23 protein-coding genes and 1 tRNA gene are annotated in these 22596 nt (G+C 70.8%); 7 read left to right on the top strand and 17 right to left on the bottom strand.

Annotation, left to right across the window (positions count from 1 at the left end; translation table 11 throughout):
- Positions 1–35: 35 nt before the first annotated feature.
- The gene (locus tag FS532_RS05920; protein ID WP_144751321.1) at positions 36–485 is read right to left on the bottom strand and encodes a MarR family winged helix-turn-helix transcriptional regulator; all 450 of its coding nucleotides are present in this window, start codon (positions 483–485) and stop codon (positions 36–38) included.
- Between the two features lie 134 nt (positions 486–619).
- Here FS532_RS05920 and FS532_RS05915 point away from each other — a divergent pair, with 134 nt between their 5' ends.
- Entirely contained in the window at positions 620–1813 is a 1194-nt protein-coding gene (locus FS532_RS05915) for an MFS transporter (RefSeq protein WP_144751319.1), read from the top strand.
- A gap of 224 nt (positions 1814–2037) precedes the next feature.
- Here FS532_RS05915 and FS532_RS05910 read toward each other — a convergent pair.
- The 4 genes from FS532_RS05910 to FS532_RS05895 all read right to left on the bottom strand — a co-directional run bounded on the left by FS532_RS05910 (position 2038) and on the right by FS532_RS05895 (position 6328).
- Positions 2038–2127, bottom strand: a tRNA-Ser gene (locus FS532_RS05910).
- Between the two features lie 400 nt (positions 2128–2527).
- On the bottom strand, positions 2528–3850 hold the full coding sequence (locus tag FS532_RS05905) for an LCP family protein (RefSeq protein WP_144751316.1): 1323 nt from the start codon (positions 3848–3850) through the stop codon (positions 2528–2530).
- 193 nt (positions 3851–4043) lie between these two features.
- A complete protein-coding gene (locus FS532_RS05900) occupies positions 4044–4718 on the bottom strand; it encodes a GntR family transcriptional regulator (RefSeq protein ID WP_144751313.1) in 675 nt (224 codons plus the stop codon).
- Positions 4719–4867: 149 nt separating this feature from the next.
- Positions 4868–6328, bottom strand: a complete 1461-nt coding sequence (locus tag FS532_RS05895) for an MFS transporter (protein WP_313957230.1) — start codon at positions 6326–6328, stop codon at positions 4868–4870.
- A 206-nt stretch (positions 6329–6534) separates the two neighbouring features.
- On the opposite strand from FS532_RS05895, the gene FS532_RS05890 reads away from it, so the two are divergent.
- Positions 6535–7920 (top strand): AAA family ATPase, encoded by a 1386-nt coding sequence (locus tag FS532_RS05890; RefSeq protein WP_144751310.1) that lies wholly within the window; start codon positions 6535–6537, stop codon positions 7918–7920.
- On the top strand, positions 7913–9940 hold the full coding sequence (locus FS532_RS05885; RefSeq protein ID WP_144751307.1) for a vWA domain-containing protein: 2028 nt from the start codon (positions 7913–7915) through the stop codon (positions 9938–9940). Before FS532_RS05890 ends, FS532_RS05885 begins: the two co-directional genes overlap by 8 nt.
- Before the next feature lie 309 nt (positions 9941–10249).
- Here the strand turns inward: FS532_RS05885 and FS532_RS05880 are convergent, their stop codons facing one another.
- From FS532_RS05880 to FS532_RS05860, 5 genes are read right to left on the bottom strand one after another with little or no spacing between them, the layout of a single operon-like run.
- Positions 10250–11008, bottom strand: coding sequence for an SCO1664 family protein (locus FS532_RS05880; RefSeq protein WP_144751304.1), 759 nt, complete (start codon positions 11006–11008; stop codon positions 10250–10252).
- A complete protein-coding gene (locus FS532_RS05875) occupies positions 11005–11532 on the bottom strand; it encodes a DUF3090 domain-containing protein (protein WP_144751301.1) in 528 nt (175 codons plus the stop codon). The genes FS532_RS05880 and FS532_RS05875 overlap by 4 nt, the downstream gene beginning before the upstream one ends.
- Before the next feature lie 33 nt (positions 11533–11565).
- Positions 11566–12297, bottom strand: a complete 732-nt coding sequence (locus FS532_RS05870) for a histidine phosphatase family protein (protein WP_144751298.1) — start codon at positions 12295–12297, stop codon at positions 11566–11568.
- 10 nt (positions 12298–12307) lie between these two features.
- The gene (locus tag FS532_RS05865) at positions 12308–13084 is read right to left on the bottom strand and encodes an ABC transporter ATP-binding protein (RefSeq protein ID WP_144751294.1); all 777 of its coding nucleotides are present in this window, start codon (positions 13082–13084) and stop codon (positions 12308–12310) included.
- Positions 13081–14163 (bottom strand): FtsX-like permease family protein, encoded by a 1083-nt coding sequence (locus FS532_RS05860; RefSeq protein ID WP_144751291.1) that lies wholly within the window; start codon positions 14161–14163, stop codon positions 13081–13083. The genes FS532_RS05865 and FS532_RS05860 overlap by 4 nt, the downstream gene beginning before the upstream one ends.
- A gap of 148 nt (positions 14164–14311) precedes the next feature.
- Here FS532_RS05860 and FS532_RS05855 point away from each other — a divergent pair, with 148 nt between their 5' ends.
- From FS532_RS05855 to FS532_RS05845, 3 genes are read left to right on the top strand one after another with little or no spacing between them, the layout of a single operon-like run.
- The gene (locus tag FS532_RS05855) at positions 14312–15478 is read left to right on the top strand and encodes a sensor histidine kinase (RefSeq protein WP_144751289.1); all 1167 of its coding nucleotides are present in this window, start codon (positions 14312–14314) and stop codon (positions 15476–15478) included.
- Positions 15475–16095: a response regulator gene (locus FS532_RS05850; protein WP_144751286.1), complete on the top strand. Its 621-nt coding sequence runs from the start codon at positions 15475–15477 to the stop codon at positions 16093–16095. Before FS532_RS05855 ends, FS532_RS05850 begins: the two co-directional genes overlap by 4 nt.
- A gap of 39 nt (positions 16096–16134) precedes the next feature.
- Positions 16135–17346: an MFS transporter gene (locus FS532_RS05845; protein WP_144751283.1), complete on the top strand. Its 1212-nt coding sequence runs from the start codon at positions 16135–16137 to the stop codon at positions 17344–17346.
- Between the two features lie 262 nt (positions 17347–17608).
- Here the strand turns inward: FS532_RS05845 and FS532_RS05840 are convergent, their stop codons facing one another.
- Complete coding sequence (locus tag FS532_RS05840) at positions 17609–18154, bottom strand: hypothetical protein (protein WP_144751280.1); 546 nt, start codon at positions 18152–18154, stop codon at positions 17609–17611.
- 50 nt (positions 18155–18204) lie between these two features.
- Positions 18205–18726 carry a hypothetical protein gene (locus FS532_RS05835; RefSeq protein WP_144751277.1) on the bottom strand — a complete coding sequence of 174 codons (522 nt, stop codon included), beginning with the start codon at positions 18724–18726 and terminating at the stop codon, positions 18205–18207.
- A 123-nt stretch (positions 18727–18849) separates the two neighbouring features.
- Here FS532_RS05835 and FS532_RS05830 point away from each other — a divergent pair, with 123 nt between their 5' ends.
- Positions 18850–19278, top strand: coding sequence for a BLUF domain-containing protein (locus tag FS532_RS05830; protein WP_144751274.1), 429 nt, complete (start codon positions 18850–18852; stop codon positions 19276–19278).
- Between the two features lie 7 nt (positions 19279–19285).
- On the opposite strand, the gene FS532_RS05825 is transcribed toward FS532_RS05830, so the two are convergent.
- From FS532_RS05825 to FS532_RS05805, 5 genes are all read right to left on the bottom strand, one after another.
- On the bottom strand, positions 19286–19735 hold the full coding sequence (locus FS532_RS05825) for a luciferase domain-containing protein (protein WP_260852586.1): 450 nt from the start codon (positions 19733–19735) through the stop codon (positions 19286–19288).
- Entirely contained in the window at positions 19732–19974 is a 243-nt protein-coding gene (locus tag FS532_RS05820) for a hypothetical protein (protein ID WP_144751270.1), read from the bottom strand. The genes FS532_RS05825 and FS532_RS05820 overlap by 4 nt, the downstream gene beginning before the upstream one ends.
- 4 nt (positions 19975–19978) lie before the next feature.
- Entirely contained in the window at positions 19979–20590 is a 612-nt protein-coding gene (locus FS532_RS05815; RefSeq protein WP_186321932.1) for a ScbR family autoregulator-binding transcription factor, read from the bottom strand.
- 69 nt (positions 20591–20659) lie between these two features.
- Positions 20660–21130, bottom strand: coding sequence for a BLUF domain-containing protein (locus tag FS532_RS05810; RefSeq protein ID WP_186321931.1), 471 nt, complete (start codon positions 21128–21130; stop codon positions 20660–20662).
- 89 nt (positions 21131–21219) lie between these two features.
- On the bottom strand, positions 21220–22593 hold the full coding sequence (locus FS532_RS05805; RefSeq protein WP_144751261.1) for an ABC transporter substrate-binding protein: 1374 nt from the start codon (positions 22591–22593) through the stop codon (positions 21220–21222).
- Positions 22594–22596 lie beyond the last annotated feature (3 nt).

Raw genomic sequence — 22596 nt, 5'->3', positions numbered from 1 at the left:
GTAGCGCGCGGGGCGGGGAGGAGCCGCGCCTCCCGTCAGACCGTTGCGCCCTCGAGCCGGTCGACCGCGATCGCGAGCTCCTCGAGTTCCGGGACCTCTCGTGCTTCGGCGAGGGCCGCTTCCAGCGCGGCCGCGTGGATCGGCGTGGCCGCGTCGAGCAGCCGCTGCCCCGCGTGGGTCAGCTCGGTGTAGAGCCCGCGGCGGTCGTCGGCGCAGAGGACACGGGTGAGGAGCGCTCGCTCCTCGAGCCGGTTCACCAGACGGGTGGTCGCACTCGGGCTGAGCGCCGCGGCGCGGGCGAGCTGCTGCATGCGCATGTGGAAGCCGTCCTGGCGGCGGAGGGCGTCGAGGACGGTGAACTCGACGACGGAGAGGTCGACCTCGCGGAGGCCGCGCTCGAGCCGCGTCTCGATCAGGCCGTGCAGGGCTGCGAGCGTGCGCCAGCCGTGGGCGCGGACGGCGACGGACGTGTCGTCGACGGACATGGACTCTCCCAACTCGTGGTCGCGGGCGCAGATGGTTGCTTGCGCGGATACCCCGCGTGTGCAACTATCTATATCCCGCGTCTGCAACAACCAGCGTACGCGGCACAGCTGCACCGCACAACGGAAGGACATCCATGCCCGCGGGACTCATCGCCCTCGCACTCGGCGGATTCGGCATCGGCCTGACCGAGTTCGTCATCACCGGGCTCCTGCCCGAGGTCGCCGCCGACTACGGCGTGACCGAGCCGACCGCCGGCTGGCTCGTCACCGGGTACGCCCTCGCCGTCATCGTCGGGGCGCTCGGCCTCACCGCCGCCACCACCCGACTCCCCCGCAAGCCCGTGCTCATCGGCCTGCTCGTGCTGTTCGTCATCGGCAACACGCTCTCCGCGGTCGCGCCGGTGTACGGCGTCATGATGCTCGGCCGTGTGATCGCTGCACTCTGCCACGGAGCGTTCTTCGGCATCGGCTCCGTCGTCGCGTCGAACATGGTCGAGCGGTCGAAGCGCGCCTCGGCCGTCGCCCTGATGTTCACCGGACTCACCGCGTCGAACGTGCTCGGCGTCCCGTTCGGCACGTTCCTCGGTCAGGCGCTCGGCTGGCGTGCCACCTTCTGGACCATCGCCGTCATCGGCGTGGTCGCCCATGTCGGCGTGGCGCTGCTCGTGCCGAGCGTCCGCTCGGACACGGAGCAGCCCACGTCGCTCGTCCGTGAGCTCAGCGCCTTCCGCTCCGGCCAGGTCTGGCTCTCCCTCGGCATGACGGTCCTCGGCTACGGCGGCATGTTCGGCGCCTTCACGTACATCGCGTACACGCTGACGTCGGTCTCCGGCTTCGCATCGGGTGCCGTCCCGTGGCTGCTCATCGTGTTCGGCGTCGGACTCTTCGTGGGCAACTTCGTCGGCGGCAAGCTGGCCTCGAGGTCGATCGACGGCACCCTCCTGGTCGTCCTGGTCGTGCTCACCGTCGTGCTCGCGCTGTTCGCCGTCGTCGCGACCTCGCCCGTGCTCACCGTGATCGCGCTCGTGCTGATGGGGGCGTTCGGCTTCGCGACGGTGCCGGCCCTGCAGACCCGGGTGATGCAGTACGCGGACCACGCGCCGACCCTTGCCAGCGGTGCGAACATCGCCGCGTTCAACCTCGGCAACGCACTCGGGGCCTGGATCGGTGGCCTCACGATCGCGGCGGGGCTCGGCTACACCTCGCCGATCTGGGCGGGGGCCGGCATCACGCTGGCTGCGGTCGTGCTGACCGTGGTGGCCGCGGGCGCGGCACGCCGCGGCCGTTCGCACGGTGCGGTGACGACGGGGAGCGTCGCGACGGTCTGATGGTGCGTACCCACCGGCCCGGAGGCGCGGTGTCGGCTGGCACCGCGCCTCCAGTCCGTCCGTGGTCGCGGCGCCGTCCGTCCGTCGTCGCGCCGCGCGCCGTGAGTGAGCAGCAATCGTCGGGTCGCCAGCGCGCACCCGACGATTGCTGCTCAGTCGATGCCGCGCGGGACCTGCCCGGAACGACGAAACCCCGGTCCGACTGGACCGGGGTTCGTGTGGTGCGGAGACGGAGGGATTTGAACCCTCGGTCCCCTCAAAGGGGACTCCACCTTAGCAGGGTGGTGCACTCGGCCGGACTATGCGACGTCTCCAAGCACTCTCGCGAGCGCTCCGACCACCATACAGGAGGACGAGCCGAGTCTCGACCTCGGCGGCTCCCGGCCGGGCGCGGCGGGTCCCCCGAAGTGGGGACACGTGGGGGTTGTCCGGGCGTACCCCGCTCAATACCATCTACGGGACGCGGCGATCACGTTCCGGAGGGTTCCCCTCCGTAGTCGCGACACAGCACCGACGTCGCTCCCCGGAGCCGAGCTCGACGCGCCCGATCGCGGCGCTCGGCCGGGGAGCGACCGAGGGGGCGCGGCCCACCACCGCGCCCCCGACCTCGGTGGTGGCGTGCGGTGCTCGCGCGGGGCACGTTTCGGCCCAGGCGACAGTTCTCGGCTGCCTGGACGCGAGAAGTGTCGCTGGACGCGAGACTCGCGCGGCGGGTCAGGAGCCGAACGCCTTCGAGCAGGTCTGCTGGTCGGCGGACTGGCCCTGCAGGCCGTCGATCGTGTCGGACGGTGCCGTCGCCGCGGAGGTCTGCGCCGCAGAAGGGGCAGCAGCAGCCGGAGCGGACGGAGCAGCAGCCGGAGTGGTCGGCGCAGCAGCCGATCCGGCGGCGGGCGCCGAGCTGGCCGGCTGCCCCGCGGACGCCGCGCTCTCGGACCCGATTCCGGTGCTGTCCGCCCCGAGGGAGAACGACTGGTCCGCCTTGATCTTCGTGAACAGCTGCGTCGCGAGCTCGGTCGACGGCTGCACCTTGCCCGCGTACACCCCGGTGCCTCCGGTCGTGCCGGGGTACTGCACGAAGTTGACCTGCGCGAGCGGGAGATCCTGCAGCGCCCGTCCCATCTGGACCATCGTGCCGATGTCGTTCAGGCTCTGGGACAGCTGCATGTTCGACGCCGCCGCGCGGGCCAGCTTGTACAGGGTGGTCGGCGAGGTGAGGGTGTCGTTCGACTTCACCGTCCGGAGCAGCGAGGACAGGAAGACCTGCTGGCTCGAGATGCGCCCGAGGTCGGAGCCGTCACCGACACCGTGCCGGGAGCGCAGGAACGCGAGGGCCTGGTCACCCTGGAGCGTGGTCGTGCCCTGCGACAGGTCGAGCCCCGTGTACCGGTCGTGGATCGGCTGGGCGACGCAGACGGGCACGCCGCCGATCGCGTTCGACATCTCGATCACACCGTTGAACGACACCGCCGCCGAGTACTGCACGGGCAGGCCGGTGAGTCCCTGGACGGTCTGCACGACGCAGTTGAGCCCGCCCTCGCCCCACGCGCTGTTGATCGGCTGCGCGGCCATGGCCGGCGTGGTGCCGGACCCGTCGGGCTTCTGGCACCCGGGGATGGGCGTGATGAGGTCACGAGGGATGCTGACGGCCGTGGCGTTGGTGTGATCGGCGGACACGTGCAGCAGGATGTTCACGTCGTTGAGGGTGGCGTCGCGTTCGCCGTACGCGGTCCCCTGCTCCGGGTCGTTGTCCGTGCCGACGACGAGCATGTTGAACCCGCCCTTGTAGGAGCTGAGCGCCGTGGCGCCCTTGGCCTTCGGCGCAGCCTGCCCCTGGATCTGCACGCCCTCGCCGAGGTCGTCGGTCACCTGCTTGGCGGCGATCGCGGCGACGGACGCCGAACTGACGAGGGCGACCGCTGCCACACCGGAGAGCACCTGCATCGCCGTGCTGAGGGGGTGGCGGTGGCGGAGACGTCCGTGCCGTGCGATCCCGTTCGCTCGGTTGAGTCGGTGGGATCGGTCGCGGACGTCGTTCACGGGCACTCCTGTCGTGTGCGGACACAGTGCACGCCGATGGAGCTGGCGCACGGGCAGCGCCCACCCTTCCGGGCGCCGGGGCGTCCCACACGGGCCCGGTCGGTCCCGGGCCGCGGAGACGGCAACCGGACCACCCTGCCACGGGCACACCTGGCGATTCAGTGCGAGCGTCCCCGGAATCCGCGGTGAGTGTTCAGGCCGCGGTCCGGAACCGATCCGGCATCACGATGAGCGCATCGGCGAGCTCGACGAGCGCCGCGGCGCACTCGTCGAGGGCTTCACGCTCCGCCGCGACGGTGGCCCGTTCGACGATCCGGACCCGCTCGCGTCGTGCGACGACGGCGTCGATCCCGTTCGCCAGCGCGACCTCGTCCGTGAAGAACGCGTCGAGGACAGCGCGCTGCGACAGCAACCAGTCCGCGCTGACGGACGCACCGTTCCGCCGCAGCCACCACGCCCCGAGTTCCACGAACGCGCCACCCTCGGTCGCGCACTCACGCAACCACGCCACGTCGAAGCGGTCCGGACAGGTGCCAGCTCCCACGGACGGTTCGGTGATCATCGTCCGCGCGATCCGGATGCGCTCGATCATGTGATCCACCGTCCAGTGCGAGATGACGACCCCGACGTACCGCTGGACCGTGACGAGGCAGAGGGTCTCCAACGGCACGAGGGCCTCACGCACGGGGGTGCGGGAGACGCGCATGTCCGCGGCGATGGTGTCGAGTCGGATGCGCTGCCCGCGGCGGTACACGCCACGAAGGACGTTGTCGAGCAGCCGCGTGAACACGGCGTCCCGCAGGAGACTCCGCCGGATGCCGTACGGATCCTCGCCCCCGCGGCCCGCGCAGCTCGATGATCGCTCCATGTCGCCAGGATCACCCACGACCGGTCCCGCGGGGTTCCGTGGGCGCCGTGCCGTGGAGGGTGTCGGGAACGCGGGTGCTGTGGAGGAGTGCCATGCCTGCACGATGACAGGCGCCGGAACGACGTGCTAAACACTCCGCATACGGAATACTACTTCCGCGGAGCGTCGGCTTCCTTCGTCAGGACCGACAACGGCTGCGTGACGTCCTCGAGCCCCTTCCGTGCCGCGTCGACCCCGAAGATCAGCGCGACGACGCCGCCCGCGATCATCACCGCGGACCCGAGCAGGTACCCCCAGAACAGCGGCTCGCGCGACGACCCGTCGCCGATGAGCGCCCCGTAGATGAGCGGCGCGATCGCACCGAAGATCTGCGCCAGCGCGAAGAAGTACGAGATCGCCTGCGACCGGAGCTCGAGCGGGAAGATCTCGCTCACGGTCAGGTACGCGCTCGACGCACCCGCCGAGGCGAAGAAGAACGACACGCACCAGAAGACCACCTGCACGCCGGCGCTGATCGCGTCCGCCTGGAACAGGAACGCCGAGGTGGCGAGCACGAGCCCGGACACCAGGTACGTCGAGAAGATCATCTGCCGGCGACCCCAGGTGTCGAAGAACCGACCGAGGATGATCGGGCCGAGAAGGTTGCCGATCGCGAAGGGGAAGAAGTACACCGACGTCTCGGCGGTCTTCAGACCGAAGAAGTTCGTGAGCACCAGTGCGTACGTGAAGAAGATCGCGTTGTAGAGGAACGCCTGCGTGATCATCATCGTCGCGCCGACCAGGGTCCGGGTCGGGTACTGCCGGAACAGCACCTTCACGATCGTCCGGAACTTCACGTTGTCCATCGGCGTGACGGTCATCGCCTTGGACGCGTCGACCTCCGGCAGCCGGTGTCCGGTGGACTTCTCCACCGACTCCTCGATCTGCGTGACCGTCGCCTCCGCCTCGTCCTCGCGTCCGTGGGTCATCAGCCACCTCGGACTCTCCGGGATGTGCCGTCGCAGGAAGATGATCGCGATGCCGAGCACCGGGCCGAGGAAGAACCCGATGCGCCAACCGATGTTCTCGGCGAAGTTGGCCGTGTCGAGCAGGTAGATGTTCGCGAAGGCACCGAGCGCGGCACCGCCCCAGTAGGTCCCGTTGATCGCGATGTCGACGTGCCCGCGGTACTTCGCCGGGATGAGCTCGTCGATCGCCGAGTTGATCGCCGCGTACTCGCCGCCGATGCCGAGACCCGCGACGAACCGGAAGGCCGCGAGGAACCAGAAGTCCTGCGCGAGCCCCGCGATGCCGGAGCCGATCAGGTAGATGGCCAGCGTGAGGATGAAGAGCTTCCGACGACCGAGTCGGTCGGACATCCGGCCGAAGACGATCGCGCCGACGACCTGACCGATGAGGTAGATGGTGCCGAGCGAGGTCACCTGCTGCGTCGACAGGTTCAGGTCTGCCTGGAACCCGGCGTTCGACACGATCTGGATCTCGAGTCCGTCGAGGACCCAGGAGACACCGAGTCCCACCACGACACTCCAGTGGAACCGTGTCCACGGCAGTCTGTCCATCCTGGCGGGGACCAGGCTCTTGATCGCCCCGTTCGTCGTCGCGCTGCTCACGAAAGGGGAACCTACGCCGAGATCGGCGCGATGGTTCGGAGACGGAACGACACGTGTCCGGCGGCGGAGCCGGATCCCCCTATCGAATCCGGCTCCGACGCCGGAATGTCAATCATTGCAATTGCTATGAAAACTCACAAGCGGACGGGAGGCACGTGGCGGCCCCGCCACGTACCTCCAGTCCGCAACGGCGTAACGTCCAAGAGGTGACCCGACCCGACATCCGAACGGTCGGCGAGCTCCGCACCTCTGGCCACGTCCAGAAGACGGTCCGCGCCGAGATCCGCGACAACCTGCTCAGCGCCCTCCGCGAGGGCCGCGACCCCTGGCCCGGCCTGCACGGCTTCGCCACCACCGTCGTCCCGCAGCTCGAACGTGCCCTCATCGCCGGGCACGACGTCGTCCTGCTCGGCGAACGCGGACAGGGCAAGACCCGTCTGCTGCGCACCCTGCAGGGCCTGCTCGACGAGTGGACGCCGGTCATCACCGGCTCCGAACTCGGCGAGCACCCGTACGAACCGATCACGACCGCGAGCATCCGACGTGCCGAGGACCTCGGCGACGCGCTCCCGATCAGCTGGCGGCACCGCGACGACCGCTACGTCGAGAAGCTCGCGACGCCGGACACGTCCGTCGCGGACCTCATCGGCGACGTCGACCCCATGAAGGTCACCGAAGGCCGCAGCCTCGGCGATCCGGAGACCATCCACTTCGGCCTGGTCCCCCGCGGCCACCGCGGCATCGTCGCCATCAACGAGCTGCCCGACCTCGCCGAGCGCATCCAGGTCGCGATGCTCAACGTGATGGAGGAGCGCGACGTGCAGATCCGCGGGTACGTCCTGCGGCTGCCGCTCGACGTGCTCGTGGTCGCGAGCGCCAACCCCGAGGACTACACGAACCGCGGCCGGATCATCACCCCGCTCAAGGACCGCTTCGGCGCCGAGATCCGCACGCACTACCCGATCGAACTCGAGGACGAGATCGCCGTCATCCGGCAGGAGGCCCAGCTCACCGCCGACGTGCCGGACGCGCTGGTCGAGATCCTCGCCCGGTTCACGCGTGCCTTGCGCGGGTCGAGTGCGGTGGACCAGCGCAGCGGTGTCAGCGCCCGCTTCTCGATCGCGGGCGCCGAGACGATCTCCGCTGCGGCCGTCCACCGTGCCGCTCGTCAGGGCGAGGAGCACGCTGTGGCTCGTCCGATCGACCTCGAGACGGCGGTCGACGTGCTCGGCGGCAAGATCGAGTTCGAGAACGGCGAGGAGGACCGAGCCGACGAGGTGCTCGAGCACCTGCTCCGGACCGCGACCGCCGAGACGGTCCGCTCCCGGTTCCGCGGGCTGGACTTCGCGGTCCTCGTCGAAGCGCTCGACGGCGGCACGATGGTGACCACCGGCGAGCAGGTCAGCGCCCGGGCGTTCCTCGAGGGCCTGCCGAGCATCGGCGAGTCCGACCTGTACGACCAGGTCTGCGAACGGCTCGGGGCGACGAACGACGGCGAGCGTGCCGGCGCGATCGAACTCGCACTCGAGGGGCTGTACCTGGCCCGGCGCATCAGCAAGGAGTCCGGCGGGGGCGAAGCCGTCTATGGCTAGACAGAACCGACGGCTGGCGCGCGATGCCCGGTACGGCAAGTACGAGGACGGGCCCGACCCGCTCGCTCCCCCGGTCGACCTGGCCGAGGCGCTCGACGCCATCGGCGAGGACGTGATGGGCGGCACCTCGCCCGAGCGCGCCATCCGGGAGTACCTGCGGCGCGGTGGGCGGGACCAGCGCGGCCTGGACGACCTGGCCCGTCGCGTGGCCGAACGACGGCGCGAACTGACCGCGAAGAACAACCTCGACGGCACGCTGCAGCAGGTCAAGCAGCTGCTCGACGAGGCCGTGCTCGCCGAACGCGGACAGCTCGCCCGCGACACCGACCTCGACGACGGCGACCGTGCGCTCGCCCAGATGCAGCTCGACAGCCTCTCCCCGTCGCCGGCGTCAGCCGTCCAGGAACTCGGCGGCTACGACTGGAAGAGCCCCGCCGCCCGCCAGAAGTACGAGGAGATCAAGGACCTGCTCGGCCGCGAGGTGCTCGACCAGCGCTTCGCGGGCATGAAGCAGGCGCTCGAGGGCGCCACCGACCAGGACCGCGAGGACGTCGCTGCGATGATGCGCGACCTCAACGCACTGCTCGAGGCGCACGCCCGCGGCGAGGACACCCCCGAGCAGTTCGACGCGTTCATGGCGCAGCACGGGCAGTACTTCCCGTCGAACCCGCAGGACGTCGAGGAGCTGCTCGACGACCTCGCCGCCCGGGCCGCCGCCGCTCAGCGGATGCGGAACTCGATGACCCAGGAGCAACGCGACGAACTCGACGCCCTCGCGCAGCAGGCGTTCGGATCCCCCGACCTCATGGGCCAGCTCTCCCAGCTCGACGACACGCTCCGCGCACTCCGGCCGGGCGAGGACTGGGGCGGGTCCGAGCGGATGGAGGGCGAGCAGGGGCTCGGGCTCGGCGACGGCACCGGCGTGTTCCAGGACATCGCCGACCTCGATGCTCTCGCCGACCAGATCGCGCAGTCCGGCCCGGGCTCCGACCTGGACGACCTCGACCTCGACGCCCTCGCCCGCCAGCTCGGTGCCGAAGCCGCCGTCGACGCGCAGACCCTGCAGCGGCTCGAGAAGGCGCTGCGGAACTCGGGAGCGATGCGCCGGGGCGCGGACGGCGCGCTCCGGCTCACCCCGAAGGCGATGCGGCAGCTCGGCAAGAGCCTGCTCAAGGACGTCGCCGAACGGATGTCCGGCCGACAGGGTGCACGGGACCTCCGACGCTCCGGTGCCGCCGGGGAGCCGTCCGGCTCGACCAGACAGTGGCAGTACGGCGACACCGAGCCGTGGGACGTGACGCGGTCCATCACGAACGCCCTCACCCGCACGGCCGCGTCCGGTCGGATGGGCCCCGGCGTCCGGCTCGAGATCGACGACGTCGAGGTGCAGGAGACCGAGGCGCGGACCCAGGCCTGCGTGGCGCTGCTCGTCGACACCTCGTTCTCGATGGCGATGGAGGACCGCTGGGTTCCCATGAAGCGCACCGCCCTCGCGCTGCACACCCTCGTGTCGACCCGGTTCCGCGGGGACGACCTGCAGCTGATCGCCTTCGGACGCGAGGCCGAGGTGATGGACATCGAGCAGCTCGTCGGCCTCGACGCCATGTGGGACAAGGGGACCAACCTGCACCACGCGCTGCTGCTCGCGAACCGGCACTTCCGGAAGCACCCGACCGCCCAGCCCGTGCTGCTCATCGTCACCGACGGCGAGCCCACGTCGCACCTCGAACCGAACGGCCAGGTGTGGTTCGGCTACCCGCCGGACCCGATCACGATCGCGCTGTCCGTCCGGGAACTCGAGAACGCCGGACGTCTCGGCGCGCAGACGACGTTCTTCCGACTCGGTGACGACCCCGGCCTCGCGCGGTTCATCGACGCGATGGCGAAGCGGGTCGACGGGACCGTGGTGGCGCCGGAGAACGACGACCTCGGGGTCGCAGTGGTCGGGTCGTACCTCGGGTCCCGACGTGGCGGCACACCGCTCTTCGACTGGTACGGCCGCGACCCCTGGGGGTCCTGAACCGCGGCTTCCGGTACGGACCCTGTTGCGGACGGCGCCCCCGGTCGTATGCTGTCGCCACAGCTGCCCCAGACCCCGGCCGCGACCACCGTTCCACGCGCACCGACGACATCGGCGTGCGTGGACCCGGCCGACCGAGTGCACCTGATCCGCCCTCGACCGGCCGACCCCCGTGGAGTCCCGGAGAGCAACGGCGCTCGCCGCCAGACCTGCCACGGGTATCCGCGCCCCGGCAGGCGGGGCGCGGTGCGGGTCGGTGGGCTCTGTACCCGACGGAGCCCACCGACCCGATCTCCGTCGGTGTCGGCGCTAGAACAACGGCCAGGGCACCGCGGGACCGTGCCCGGCGGGCGGTGGGAAGACCGCGACCGCCCGGAGCGCGGCGCACCGTGCGCGGAGCGTGTCCACCTCGGCGACCGTGAGGTGCTCGTCGAGTGCGGCTCCGAGGTCACCGTGCAGCGCCTCGGTCACACGGTCGATGCCCTCGAGTTCGTCGGCGTCGAGCGGCTCCCCGATCCACCCCCACAGCACCGTGCGGAGCTTGTGCTCGACGTGGAACGCGAGCCCGTGGTCGACGCCGAACCGGTGCCCGTCGGGCATGGCGAGCACGTGCCCGCCCTTCCGGTCGGCGTTGTTCACGACGACGTCGAACACGGCCATCCGCCGGAGCGTCGTGGTGTCCTCGTGCACCAGGGTCACCGGACGGTCCTGCTCGTCGATCGCCTCGAGCACGGGCAGCCACGGAGTGTCCTCGGCGTCGGCGTCCTCGGTGGGGACGAGGTCCACGGCGTCCTGCTCGGGGTCGATGTCCTGCCAGCGCTGGACCATGCCCCGACCGAACGGCCCGTCGCCCATCCACGTCGGCGGGACGACGCCCCACCCGAACGCCTCGGAAACCAGGTACGCGGCGACCTCGCGGTCGGCCAGCGTGCCGTCGGGGAAGTCCCACAGCGGGCGCTCCCCCTCGATGGGCTTGTAGACCACGGGTTCGCCGTCGAGGTCGGCCAGGAACGTGGCGTTGGATGCTTCGCGGATGCGTGCCCGGATGGACAGGGATCCGTCGCTCATGCGTCGCCGGGAGGACGGCCGGCAGCGACGATCTCGCGGGTGCGCGCGACGAACGCGCGGGCGGTGCCGACCGGGATCTTCACCTGGAACAGCTCGGCGGGTTCGGGGATCTCGACGACGGCCTCGATCTCCTCGCCGTCCTCGTCCGTCTCCGCCACGATCTCGATCTCGTCGTCGATCGGGTACGCCTCGATGACCACCTGCGCGGTCGCCGGGTCGAACCCGAGGCTCAGGGCACCCGCGCGGAACTCGGCCTCGACCGGCTGGTCGAGCGGCGCACCGTCGTGGAGTTCGGTCGGAGCCGACGGCGGGACGCTGAAGCGGTTGTCCTCCACCGTGGCGACCTCGTCGAGGAGCTCGTCGATCTTGTCCGCGAGGACCGCCGACTGCTCCTTCTCGAGCGCGACGCTCGTCACACGGCGGCCGTCGCGCGCCTGGAGGTAGAAGGACCGCTCGCCCGGGAGGCCGACGGTCCCGACGACGAGACGGTCCGGCCAGTCGAAGCCGTGCACGATGGTGGGCATACCCGCATTGTAGGAGCGCCGGCCGACACGCGTTCAGGCCCGGTCGGTACCCGTCTCGGTCGCAGCCGTCGTCCCGTCCCCGTGACCGGCACCACCGCCGACCGCCGCGTCCCCGGACGGCGCGGGAGCGGCGGCGAGCCAGGCGAGGTCACCGGACTCGGTGTTCGACGCGACGACCTCGGGCCGGTGCTCCCCGTAGCGCACGATGGACACCGACGCCGGGCCGACCGCGATCCGCTGGAACAGGTCGAGGTGCATGCCGAGGGCGTCGGCGAGCACGGACTTGATGACGTCGCCGTGGCTCACCGCGACCCACACGGCGTTGGGCCCGTGCGCCGCCTCGACCTCGGCGTCGATGCGCCGGATCGCCGCGACCGCGCGGGACTGCATGCCCTGCATGGACTCACCGCCCGGGAACACCACCGCGCTCGGGTTCGCCTGGACGGTCCGCCAGAGGGGCTCCTTCGCGAGGTCGGCGAGCTTCCGCCCCTGCCAGTCGCCGTAGTCGCACTCGGTGATCGCCCGTTCGATGCGGGTCTCGGGCGTGCCCGGCTGGCGTTCGAGCACCGCGCGGGAGGTCTGCCGGCAGCGCTCGAGGGGGCTGGACACCACCGCGGCGAGGGGAACCGCGGCGATCCGCTCGGCCGTGCGCGCGGCCTGCTGTCGTCCGACGGCGTCGAGCGCCACCCCCGCTGTCCGTCCGGCGAGCAGGCCGGTCGCGTTCGCGGTGGTGCGTCCGTGCCGGACGAGGAGGACGGTCGCCATGTGCCCGATCCTAGGCGGCGTCCACCGCGGCAGCCGCGCGAGACGCCGGAGCCGCGGAGGCCACGGAAGCCACGGAAGCCGCGGGCACCGTGTCGACCACCCGCCCGTCGACCACCGTCACGAGTTCGTCGAGCACGTCCCGGTGCACCATGTCGTGCGTCACGAGCATGGTCGCCGTGCCACGGTCGTGGGTCAACTGCGCGATGAGGCCCATGATCGCCGCACCCCGCTCCTGGTCGAGTGCGCTCGTCGGTTCGTCGACGAGCAGGACGTCCGGCCCGTGCACGAGCGCCCGGGCGATCGCGACGCGCTGCCGCTGTCCACCGGAGAGTTGCGCCGGACGCTTGTCCGCGTGCCCGGACAGTCCGACCGCGTCCAACAGCTCGTCGACGCGGGCGCGGGTCACCGTCCCGCGACGACCTGCGACCCCGCCGCCGAGGTGCGCCATGACGAGCACCTGCTCGCGGGCGGTCAACGACGGCAGCAGGTTCGACTGCTGGAACACGATGCCGATCCGCTCCCGACGGAGCGCCGTGGCCTCTCCGGGCGAGAGCGCAGCGACGTCGACGACGGAGCCGGAGCCGGAGCCGGAGCCGATCAGCACCCGCCCGGAGTCGGGTCGGATGAGCGTCGCAGCGACCGCGAGCAACGAGGACTTCCCGGAGCCGGACGGGCCGGTGATCCCGGTGACCACGCCGGCCCGAGCGGTGAGGGACACGTGGTCGACCGCGGTCACGCGCCGGTCGCCGTCGGGGAAGGTCAGGGTGACGTCGTCGAGGGTGATCATCGGTTGCTCCCGAGTGCGGTGAGGGGGTCGGCTGCGGTGACGGTCCGGAGGGCGACGGCCGCTCCGGCGAGTCCGAGCGCGGCCATGGCGACCGCGGGGACGAGGGTGGTGAGCGGACTGAGCAGGAACGGCAGGGCTCCACCGGCGAGCGCTCCGAGCCCGACGACGGCGGCCGTCCCGACCCCGATGCCGACGACGAGCACGACGAGCGCCTGCCCGAGGGCATCGCGGACGAGCGACCCCGTGCTCGCGCCGAGCGCCTTGAGCACCGCGACGTCGCCCGCGCGCTGCATCGTCCACACGGTGAAGAAGGCGCCGACGACCAGGGCGGACACCCCGAACAGCATCGCGATCATCAGGGCGAGGGACCCGACCTCCGACTTGAACGTCTCGAGCGCCGTCAGCGAGCCGAGGTGCGACGCCGCCGACGTGTGCGTCCGATCGGCCACGGCGTCCCAGTCGGGCGAACCGCTCACCGCGAGCGCGGTCGGTGCTCCGTCCCCACCGAGCCGGCGGTCGGCAGCAGCCCAGGCGTCCGGCGTCATCGCGAGCACCGGTGTGTGGCTGTACCAGGCGTCACCGCCCACCGAGGCGACCCGGTAGGTCGTGCCGGTGATCGTCACGCGGTCGCCGACCCCGACGCCGAGGTCGGACGCGGCGGCGGCCGACAGGCCGACCTCGTCGTCGCGGTCCGGCGCGAGCGAAGCGACGGTGCCGGCACCGGAACCAGCAGCCGGCAACCCGAACAACGCGACGCCGACGGCCGAAGCCGCACCCGCGGTCGCCCGTCCCTGCACGATGCCCACCGGGACCACCTCGTCGACGCCGGCCGCCGTCTGCCAGCCGACCCGCGCCTCCCGGCCGATCGTGGACTCGCCGAAGGACGGCTGCCCGCTGGACGACTGCTGCAGCACGAGTCGGTCCCCCGGCAGACCCAGCACGGCCGAGACGTTCTGGGCGGCGAGCCCGCCGGTGAGTCCCGCGAGGAACCCCACGAGCAGGGTGATGAGCGCGACGACGGAGCCGATGAGCACGAAGCGTCCGCGGGCGAACCGGAGATCGCGCCAGGCGACGAACACGGTGGTCCCTTCCCGGTCGCGGACCGTCCGCAACCGTGATTCCAGCCTCGCGAGACCGGGCCGGGACGACATCGCCGACCGGGTTGGTCCTCCGATCGAACTTTCGGTTGATCCGCCGCGCCCCGCCGCTCCGTACGCTGGGAGGGACATGGCGCACAGCACCCTCACCCCGGTCTTCGTCGGTCTGCGGACCGGCCTGCACGTGCTGTTCGCCGCGCTCCTCGTGCTCGTCGTCGTCCGCATCGTGGTCGTCGGCGCACCGGGCTCGTGGATCCCGCTCGCACTGTCGATCGTGTTCGCGGGGGTCTACCTGCTCGGCGCCCTCGTCGCCCGGAGTGCCTCGCGGCGAGGACTCGCGGGAGCCGCCTGGATCCTCGCGCTGACCCTCGTCTGGATCGCGCTGCTGGTCCTGGTGCCGGAGGCCGCGTACCTCGTCTTCCCGCTCTTCTTCCTCTACCTGCACGTGCTGCCGCGCGTGGTCGGTCCCGTCGCCGTGGTCGTCGCGACCCTCGTCGCGGTCGTCGCGCTCGGGCTGCACGGCGGCTTCACGGTCGGCGGCGTCGTGGGCCCCCTCGTCGGTGCCGGGGTCGCCCTCCTCATCGGTCTCGGCTACCGGGCGCTCGCGCGGGAGGCCGTCGAGCGCGAAGCCCTCGTCGCCGAGCTCCTCGCCACCCGCGACCGGCTGGCCGCCACCGAGCACGAACAGGGCGTGCTCGCCGAGCGCGCGCGACTCGCGCGGGAGATCCACGACACCGTCGCGCAGGGCCTGTCGAGCATCCAGATGCTCCTGCACGCCGCGGAACGTGCCGACGGCGAGCGCCCCGGGCTCGAGCACATCCGGCTCGCCCGGGAGACCGCGGCCGACGGTCTCGCCGACACCCGGCGGTTCATCCGCGAGCTCACACCCCCGTCGCTCGACCAGGGGCTCGGTGCAGCGCTGCGGCGTCTGGCCGAGCAGCAGTGGACGCGCGACGGGCTGACCGTGGAGGTCGACGTGCCGGAGGTCTCGCTGCCGATGGACGTGCAGACGGCGCTGCTGCGCATCGCCCAGGGCGCGGTCGCGAACGTGGTGCAGCACGCAGGCGCGGCGACCGTCCGGCTGTCGCTCGCGGTGGACGGACGGGAGGCGCGACTCACGGTCGCGGACGACGGCGTCGGTTTCGAGCCGGTCACCGCCCGGGACCGCGCGTGGTCGACCGACTCGTTCGGGTTGCGTGCCATGGAGGACCGCGTCGGGCAGTTCGGCGGTCGGCTCGACATCACCTCGGCCCCGGGTGGCGGCACCACGCTCGTCGCCGTCCTGGAGGTGCCGTGATCCGGATCCTCATCGCCGACGACCACCCCGTCGTCCGGGCCGGGTTGCGGGCGCTCCTCGACGCCGAGGACGACCTCGACGTCGTGGGCGAGGCGTCGACCCCGTCCACCGCGGTCACCCTCGCCGAGTCGTTGGCGCCGGAACTCGTGCTGATGGACCTGCAGTTCGGACAGGACGCCACCGGCGCGGACGCCACGCGCCGGATCCGGGCACTCGACGCCGCACCGTACGTGCTCGTGCTGACGAACTACGACTCCGACGGCGACATCCTCGGCGCGGTCGAGGCGGGTGCGAGCGGGTACCTCCTCAAGGACGCGCCGCCGCACGAGCTCGTCGCAGCAGTCCGCGCCGCGGCATCGGGGCAGAGCGCGCTCGCGCCCGCGATCGCCGGGCGGCTGATGGCCCGGATGCGGTCACCGCAGGTCGCGTTGTCGGCCCGTGAGATCGAGGTGCTGCGGCTCGTCGCCGAGGGCGCCTCGAACGGTGACGTCGCCGCGCGCCTGCACATCAGCGACGCCACCGTGAAGTCGCACCTGGTCCACGTGTTCTCGAAGCTCGGGGTGTCCTCCCGCACGGCCGCGGTGTCCGAGGCACGATCCCTCGGCATGCTGCGCTGATCCCTTGACTCCGCCCGTGTGGGACGTTCTGATGGACCCATGATCGGGCGCCACCGCGCGGCACTCTTCGCCACGTCGACGATGACCGGGTTCGGGATCGCCTCGTGGATCACCCGCACACCCGCGGTCCGTGACGAGCTCGGGGCGTCGATCGAGGCGATGGGCATCGTCCTGCTCGGCCTGTCGATCGGCTCGATGATCGGGATCCTCGGCGCCGGGGTGCTCGTGCGCCGCCTCGGCACGCGGCCGCTCATCGTGCTCGGCGGGATGCTGCCCGTCGCCGGAATGCTCCTCGTCGCGCTGCTCGCCCCCGCGCAGGTCGCGGTCGGGGTGTGGGCCGGGCTGTTCCTCGTCGGGTTCGGGTCGGGCGTCGCCGAGATCGGTCTCAACGTCGAGGCAGCCGCGGTCGAACGACAGCTCTCCCGCCCCGTCGTGCCCGTGCTGCACGCCTGCTTCAGCCTCGGCACCGTCATCGGTGGCGCCGCCGGCATCGTCCTGACCGCCGTCAGCACCCCCGTGGTCGTGCACCTGCTCGTCGCGGCCGTCGTGATGGCCGGGCTCGCCACCTTCGCCGCCGTGAACCTGCGGCCCGTCCCCCGGGCCGTGCCGGACCCTTCCGCCGCAGCAGTCGCCACGCCGCGCCTGCGGTCGGTGATCACCTGGCAGGTGCTGCTCATCGCCGTGATCACGCTGGCGATGGCCTTCGCCGAGGGTGCGGCGAGCGACTGGCTCCCCCTGCTCATGACGACCGACCACGGCGCTCCGGAGGCGGTCGGCTCGCTCGTGTTCACCGGCTTCGCCCTCGCCATGTTCGTCGGCCGGTCCGCCGGCACGCCGCTCGTGGCCCGGTTCGGACGCGCGCCCGTGATCCGGGTGTGCGCCGCGGTCGGGGTCGTCGGCGTCCTGCTCGTCGTCGTGTCGCCGAACCCCGTCCTCACCGCGGCGGCCGCCGGGGTCTGGGGCCTCGGGATCGCCCTCGGGTTCCCCCTCGCGATCTCCGCCGCTGGCGACCACCCCACCGACGGAGACCGACGCGTGTCCGTCGTCGCGACCGCTGGCTACATCGCGTTCCTCGCCGGGCCGCCCGCGCTCGGGTTCCTCGGGGAGCACCTCGGGTTGCAGACGGCGATGCTCGTGCCGGCGGCGTTGCTGGTGGTCGCACTGCTCGCGGCGCCTGCCACCCGGAGCCGGGCGCTCAGCCCGATCCAACCTGCGGCAACCCCGACCCACACCGGGCGAGGATCGGGGTAGATCGACCAGCCCCGCTCGTCGAATACTGGATACGCAGACCCCCCTGCGGTACCGCAGATCAGGGGGTCTCACTGTGACTGGTGGCGTTCGACGCCCGCCGATGGTCGAACGCGGACACACACCGATTCGGACCTTGTCAGCGCGCGCCAGCCCTGCCTTCCCGACGTACGACGGCCGAGAGATCCACGCTCGCGCCAACATGTGACGAGAGGACTCGCGCGTCCGCGCGAGTCCTCTCGTCTGATTGCGACCGGCGAAATCCTCAGATCTTGATCGTGCTCGTGCTGTGGAACGGGATGGTGCAGTGGACGTACTTGTTTCCGACCAGCTGGACCGCGCCGCCGATGGTCGCGGAGAAGTTACCCGAGCCAGAAACCGTGCGGCTCGACGAGTAGTTCGTGCTGTACATCGGCGAGACATCGGCGAAGCTGCTGCCACCCGCGGGTCCCCATGCGACTGCGATCTCGCGGAAGACGATGAATCCGGTGTTGATGTGCATGCCCCAGCTGACGCGGCCCTTGTGGGTGCCGATCTTGTCGACGTAGATCGACGACGTGCCGCAACTCCCCGAAACGCTGCCTCGCGTGGACCCCTGCTCCCCTGAGACGAACTCACTGAGATCGCAGTCGGGGTACTCCGGAGCGCAGGTCGGGACCATCTTGACGGTGATCTCCGAGTGCGTCGCTGTTCCCGCATCACTCAACGCTTCAGCGTTTGCTACCCCCGGCATCGCGATCGTGGCCAACACCCCTGCGGTCATGAGCGCCGCAGCGGCTCCGATGCGTGATGACTTCACTGCTTTGTACATGTTTCCCCAATATTCTGGACTCTGCTCACTGCAATGTTAGTTTCGCCAAACTATCGGGTCTGTGCATTCGCGTCAACGAGGGCCCGCCAGCCAGCCAGCATCGGACGAACATCGTCCAGTTCCGTGATGACGACGTCCGGGTCGATGTCCGCTCGACAGAACAGTCCGACGACAGCTCCATCCATGTCACCCACCCACGCGTGCCGAAATCCCGGAGCGGTCACCTGTCCCATCGGGACGAGTCCGCCGTCCTTGCCGCGCAGAACCGGACGGTCACCATCTGACCCCAGTGATCCGGGCGTGAACTTCCTGCGCTTGCGCAGGTCATGGCCAGAGCCCGCGACAGCGAGTTCGATCGGCGGCAACTCCAGCCCGACCGGCTGCTCGGGCCAGCGGCCCGTCCAGACGAACACCTCGTCGTTCTCAGCCGACTCGCTGTCGATCATCGCCGCGAAACCGCGCCCGCCGACGATGTCGAATCCTCGCAGAAGCCGATTCCCATCGAGGAAGCGGGCCGTGACCCGATCGAGATTCGCGTCGCGCTCCTGTGGAGTGATGTGTGTGCCATACATGCGCGTCATGCTAGGCGGTGAAACTCCACGACGTCGAGCCTCAGACTTTCATGATGTCACGCTGCGCTGACGGTATGCGGACAGCGGTTCGCGCCCGCGCCCGACCCGCACCAGTATGGAGCCGTGCTCGTCTCCATCGTCTACATGAGCCGCGCGGCCGTCCCCTTCGACGACGCTGCACTCGCCCAGCTCTTGCGCGACGCACGGCTCCGGAACGAGGCACTCGGCGTCTCCGGGCTGCTGCTCGCGAAGGACGGCCGGTTCATGCAGCTGCTCGAGGGCCCGGCGTGGAGCGTCGACGACCGGTTCGCGGCCATCTCGCGCGACCCTCGGCACGGTGAGGTGAAGTCGCTCATCCGCGAGGACGTCGAGCGTCGACGGTTCGACGGCTGGTCGATGGCCTACCGTGCGCTCGACGACGCGGACGTGGATGCCGAGGAGGGGTTCAGCCCGTTCCTGACCGACACCGTCGACTTCCCCCGCTCGTTCGACAGCACCAGCGCCGCCTGGCTGCTGAAGTGGTTCCGCGATCGCGAGCTCCACGACCGCTGATCGGTGGTCAGCCCCGTGCGAACGCCAGGCTCTCCGAGACGAAGCCGACGACCGTCGCGAGTTCGTCCTCGTCGCGGGGGCCGTAGACCATGAACTCCGTGCCGAAGTCCGCGTAACCGTGCGGTTCCGCCCACCCGAGGTCGACCAGCTCGCGTCCGCGGGCCTCGGGCAGGACGAGGTGCACGCTCGTGTCGTCGACGCCGTGCAGGTGCACGGGTTCGAGCCGCTTCCCGGGCGCGAGTGAGCGCTCGGGGGACGACTCGACCTCGCGGTCGGCGAGGAAGACTGCTCGCGAACTCGCCGGCGACACCTGGCTGTGGCCCTCGACGACCTCCGGCAGGGCGAACACGGCCGCGACCAGGCGACCCCACAACTCGGGCGGTGCGACCTGATCGATCTGCCGGTGCGGCCCTTCCGTCGAGGTCGTCGGCGTCGATCCGCGTCGAGGAAGTGTCATACCGTCAGTCTGCCGCGGGCCCGGGCGACTCCGGCGACGACACCCGTGACGGCGAGCAGCACGAGGCCGACGCCGCCCACTGCGTACGCGAACAGCGCGAGGATCCCCGCACCGATGTTCGCCCCGCCGCCGTCGTCCACGGTGAGGAACAGCGACCACATCGCGACGCCGAGTCCCGTGAACCCGACGGCGAGCAGCACGGTGGCGATGACGTGGAGTGATCGGAGGGCAGCGCGCATGCCGTCAGTCTTGTGTGCGGAACGCCTCCGCCACGACCCCCAGCAAGCGGGTCCGGTGCCGCGGGTCAGCGATGGCGGCGAGGAGCACGTGCCACATCGTCGCGACCGCTGGGTACAGGTCGGCCCGCCCGGTCCGGACGTCGGACACCAGCTGCACGCCCGTGAAGTACGGCACGACCGTGGCTCCGAGCTGCTCGGCGGACAACTCCGTGCGGAGTTCGCCCGCGGCGACGGCGAGCCGGAAGACGTCGACGATCCCCGCGATCCACTGCTCGTAGAAGCTCGCGGTCGCGGCGGCGAACTCACCACGCTCCAGCGACAGCCGGATGCCCGCGCGCACGATCGCATCGGTGCGGAGCAGGTCGGCGATGCCCTTGGACGCGCCGATCAGCGCCGACGTGGGTGAGCTGTCGGTGTGGCTGACGACGTCGAACGTGCGGACGTTCTGCTCGTCGATGACGGCGAGCGCCATCGCGAGCTTCGTCGGGAAGTGGAAGTGCAGCGCCCCCTGGGACACGCCCGCCGTGCGGGCGATGCCCGCCACCGTCGCGCTGGCGAAGCCGGCGCGGTCGAACTCCTCCGCCGCGGCCCGCAGAATCTGCTCACGTCGTTCCACGTGACCAGTCTCACGGACTGGAGGCCCGGTGCGGGCCCGCACCGCGCCTCCAGTCAGGGGGTGGCCGCGTCAGGCGGCGTGCCGTGCCAAGGTGATTCGCGCCTCCGGGACGTCCTGCAGGTCGCGTCCACGGAACCACCGCAGCAGCCAGTCGGCGGGTGACCCCGAGAGCTCGGCTGGCAGTCCGGAGCGCTCAGTGAGGAACGTGCTGAAACCGGGTTCGTCGCGGACCTCGGTGCCAGACGGGTTCCCGAAGGCCATCGCCCACCCGTCGAAGCGGCGCGCGGTGATCCGTTCCCGCGAGACGGTCTTCACCTCGCGGTGACGGGGGTCGCGCTCGATCGCGGCGAAGCGGTCCTCGACGGCCCATGCGGGCCCCTCGAGGACCTGCATGAACCGGCCACCCTTCGCCAGGAGCAGGCCCGAGACCCCGAGCGCCTGGTTGGTCAGCCGCGCCTGACGGAGCATGGCCACCAGCTGGTCGTCGGTCAGGTCGTCGACGGCGACGGACATGTACACGAGGGTCTCGAGGGAAGTCATCGCCCGCAGTCTCGGTCGTGCCCCCGGCACGGGGCAAGGATCGTCCGCACACCGCATCGAGGACTGCGGTGTGCGGACGAACACGCCGCTCAGGTGAGCGCGAGCAGCGTGTTCACCTGCTCGTTGATGCCGGTGAGCGTCCTGATCGACTTCCCGTTGGCGTACACGTCGTCGAACGCGGGCTGCAGCAGCGCCTGCACGTCCGCGGGGTTGCGGGTCACCGGGAAGAGGAAGGTGGTCTTCTCCTCGACCTGGCGGGTGAACGCGGAGACGTCCAGCCCCCGCTTCCGGAACGACGCGACGGCTGCTTCGGTACCCGCAGGCCGTGCCGGGAACACGATGCCGGCCTTGCCGACGATCGTCTGCGCCGCGTCGCTGCCGAGGTACGCCACCCACTTCGCGGCCGCCTCGGGGTCCTTCGCCTGCTTCGTGATCGAGTCCCCGAGCCCGTTGAACATCGAGGCGCGGTGCCCGACCGGTCCGACGGGCGTGGGGGCGACCGCGATGTCGAGGTCCTTCATCCCGAGGTACGTGCCGATCATCCACGAGCCGTTGAAGGACAGCGCGCACTTCCCGGAGCCGAGCTGCACGTCGGGGCCGGTGGTGGTGGAGAACACCCCGTACTTCGCCATGTAGCCCTTCTCGGCGAGGCGGTAGTACCAGGCGAGGGTGTCCTGCACGACCTTCTCGTCGTAGCGGAACTTGTCGCCCCAGGGGTTCTCGTTCGTGTAGAACCAGTCGATCGACCCGGTGAACGGTGACCACTGGGTCTGCCCGAAGCCGTCGCCGCCGGACCCGTTCGACGAGATGCCGTAGACCGCGACGTCGTGCTTGTCGAAGCCCCGTTCGTCCCCGCGCCGCCCCTTGGAGTCGACGGTGAGGTGGGCGAGCATCCGCTCGAACGAGCCGCCGTCGTCGGGGTTCCACTCGAGGTCGGCGAGGTCGGCGTCGGACACGTCGGCCTTCGCCATCGCCTTCCGGTCGTAGAACATCGCGATGGTGTCCCAGTCCTTCGGTGACCCGTACCGGTGGCCGTCCTTGCCCTTCCAGAGCTCGGCGAGCCCTGATTGGTAGTCGGCGTCCCGGATGCCCTTGGTGGCCTCGAGTTCGTCGAGCTTGTAGAGCACGTCGAGGTCGGAGTACTGCGGGAACTTCGTCAGGTGGTCGGTGAACACGTCGGGCGCGGTGCCGGCGATGAACCCGGCGGTGAGCTTCGTCCAGTAGTCGTTCCACCCGAGCTGTGTGATCTTCACCGTGATGTCGGGGTTCTCGCGGTGGAAGGCGTCGGCCACGGCCTGGTAGGCGGGCAGCTGGTTGGAGTCCCAGAGCCAGTAGCTGACGGTCCGGGTGCCGCTCCGCGACGTGGAACCACGGCCGGGCGACGAGCACGCGGCGAGCGCGCCGAGGGCCAGGGCGGAGGCGCCGCCGGCGAACAGGGCGCGGCGGGAGAGCGAGTTGGTCATCTG

Source organism: Curtobacterium pusillum (assembly GCF_007673235.1).
Lineage (GTDB): Bacteria > Actinomycetota > Actinomycetes > Actinomycetales > Microbacteriaceae > Curtobacterium > Curtobacterium pusillum_C.
This window is presented reverse-complemented; position numbering and strand designations above follow the sequence as displayed.

Coding starts and splice junctions, on each gene's coding strand:
- FS532_RS05920 (WP_144751321.1), bottom strand. CDS start 485: ATGTCCGTCGACGACACGTCCGTCGCCGTCCGCGCCCACGGCTGGCGC.
- FS532_RS05915 (WP_144751319.1), top strand. CDS start 620: ATGCCCGCGGGACTCATCGCCCTCGCACTCGGCGGATTCGGCATCGGC.
- FS532_RS05900 (WP_144751313.1), bottom strand. CDS start 4,718: ATGGAGCGATCATCGAGCTGCGCGGGCCGCGGGGGCGAGGATCCGTAC.
- FS532_RS05885 (WP_144751307.1), top strand. CDS start 7,913: ATGGCTAGACAGAACCGACGGCTGGCGCGCGATGCCCGGTACGGCAAG.
- FS532_RS05880 (WP_144751304.1), bottom strand. CDS start 11,008: ATGAGCGACGGATCCCTGTCCATCCGGGCACGCATCCGCGAAGCATCC.
- FS532_RS05875 (WP_144751301.1), bottom strand. CDS start 11,532: ATGCCCACCATCGTGCACGGCTTCGACTGGCCGGACCGTCTCGTCGTC.
- FS532_RS05870 (WP_144751298.1), bottom strand. CDS start 12,297: ATGGCGACCGTCCTCCTCGTCCGGCACGGACGCACCACCGCGAACGCG.
- FS532_RS05865 (WP_144751294.1), bottom strand. CDS start 13,084: ATGATCACCCTCGACGACGTCACCCTGACCTTCCCCGACGGCGACCGG.
- FS532_RS05855 (WP_144751289.1), top strand. CDS start 14,312: ATGGCGCACAGCACCCTCACCCCGGTCTTCGTCGGTCTGCGGACCGGC.
- FS532_RS05845 (WP_144751283.1), top strand. CDS start 16,135: ATGATCGGGCGCCACCGCGCGGCACTCTTCGCCACGTCGACGATGACC.
- FS532_RS05840 (WP_144751280.1), bottom strand. CDS start 18,154: ATGTACAAAGCAGTGAAGTCATCACGCATCGGAGCCGCTGCGGCGCTC.
- FS532_RS05835 (WP_144751277.1), bottom strand. CDS start 18,726: ATGTATGGCACACACATCACTCCACAGGAGCGCGACGCGAATCTCGAT.
- FS532_RS05825 (WP_260852586.1), bottom strand. CDS start 19,735: ATGACACTTCCTCGACGCGGATCGACGCCGACGACCTCGACGGAAGGG.
- FS532_RS05820 (WP_144751270.1), bottom strand. CDS start 19,974: ATGCGCGCTGCCCTCCGATCACTCCACGTCATCGCCACCGTGCTGCTC.
- FS532_RS05810 (WP_186321931.1), bottom strand. CDS start 21,130: ATGACTTCCCTCGAGACCCTCGTGTACATGTCCGTCGCCGTCGACGAC.
- FS532_RS05805 (WP_144751261.1), bottom strand. CDS start 22,593: ATGACCAACTCGCTCTCCCGCCGCGCCCTGTTCGCCGGCGGCGCCTCC.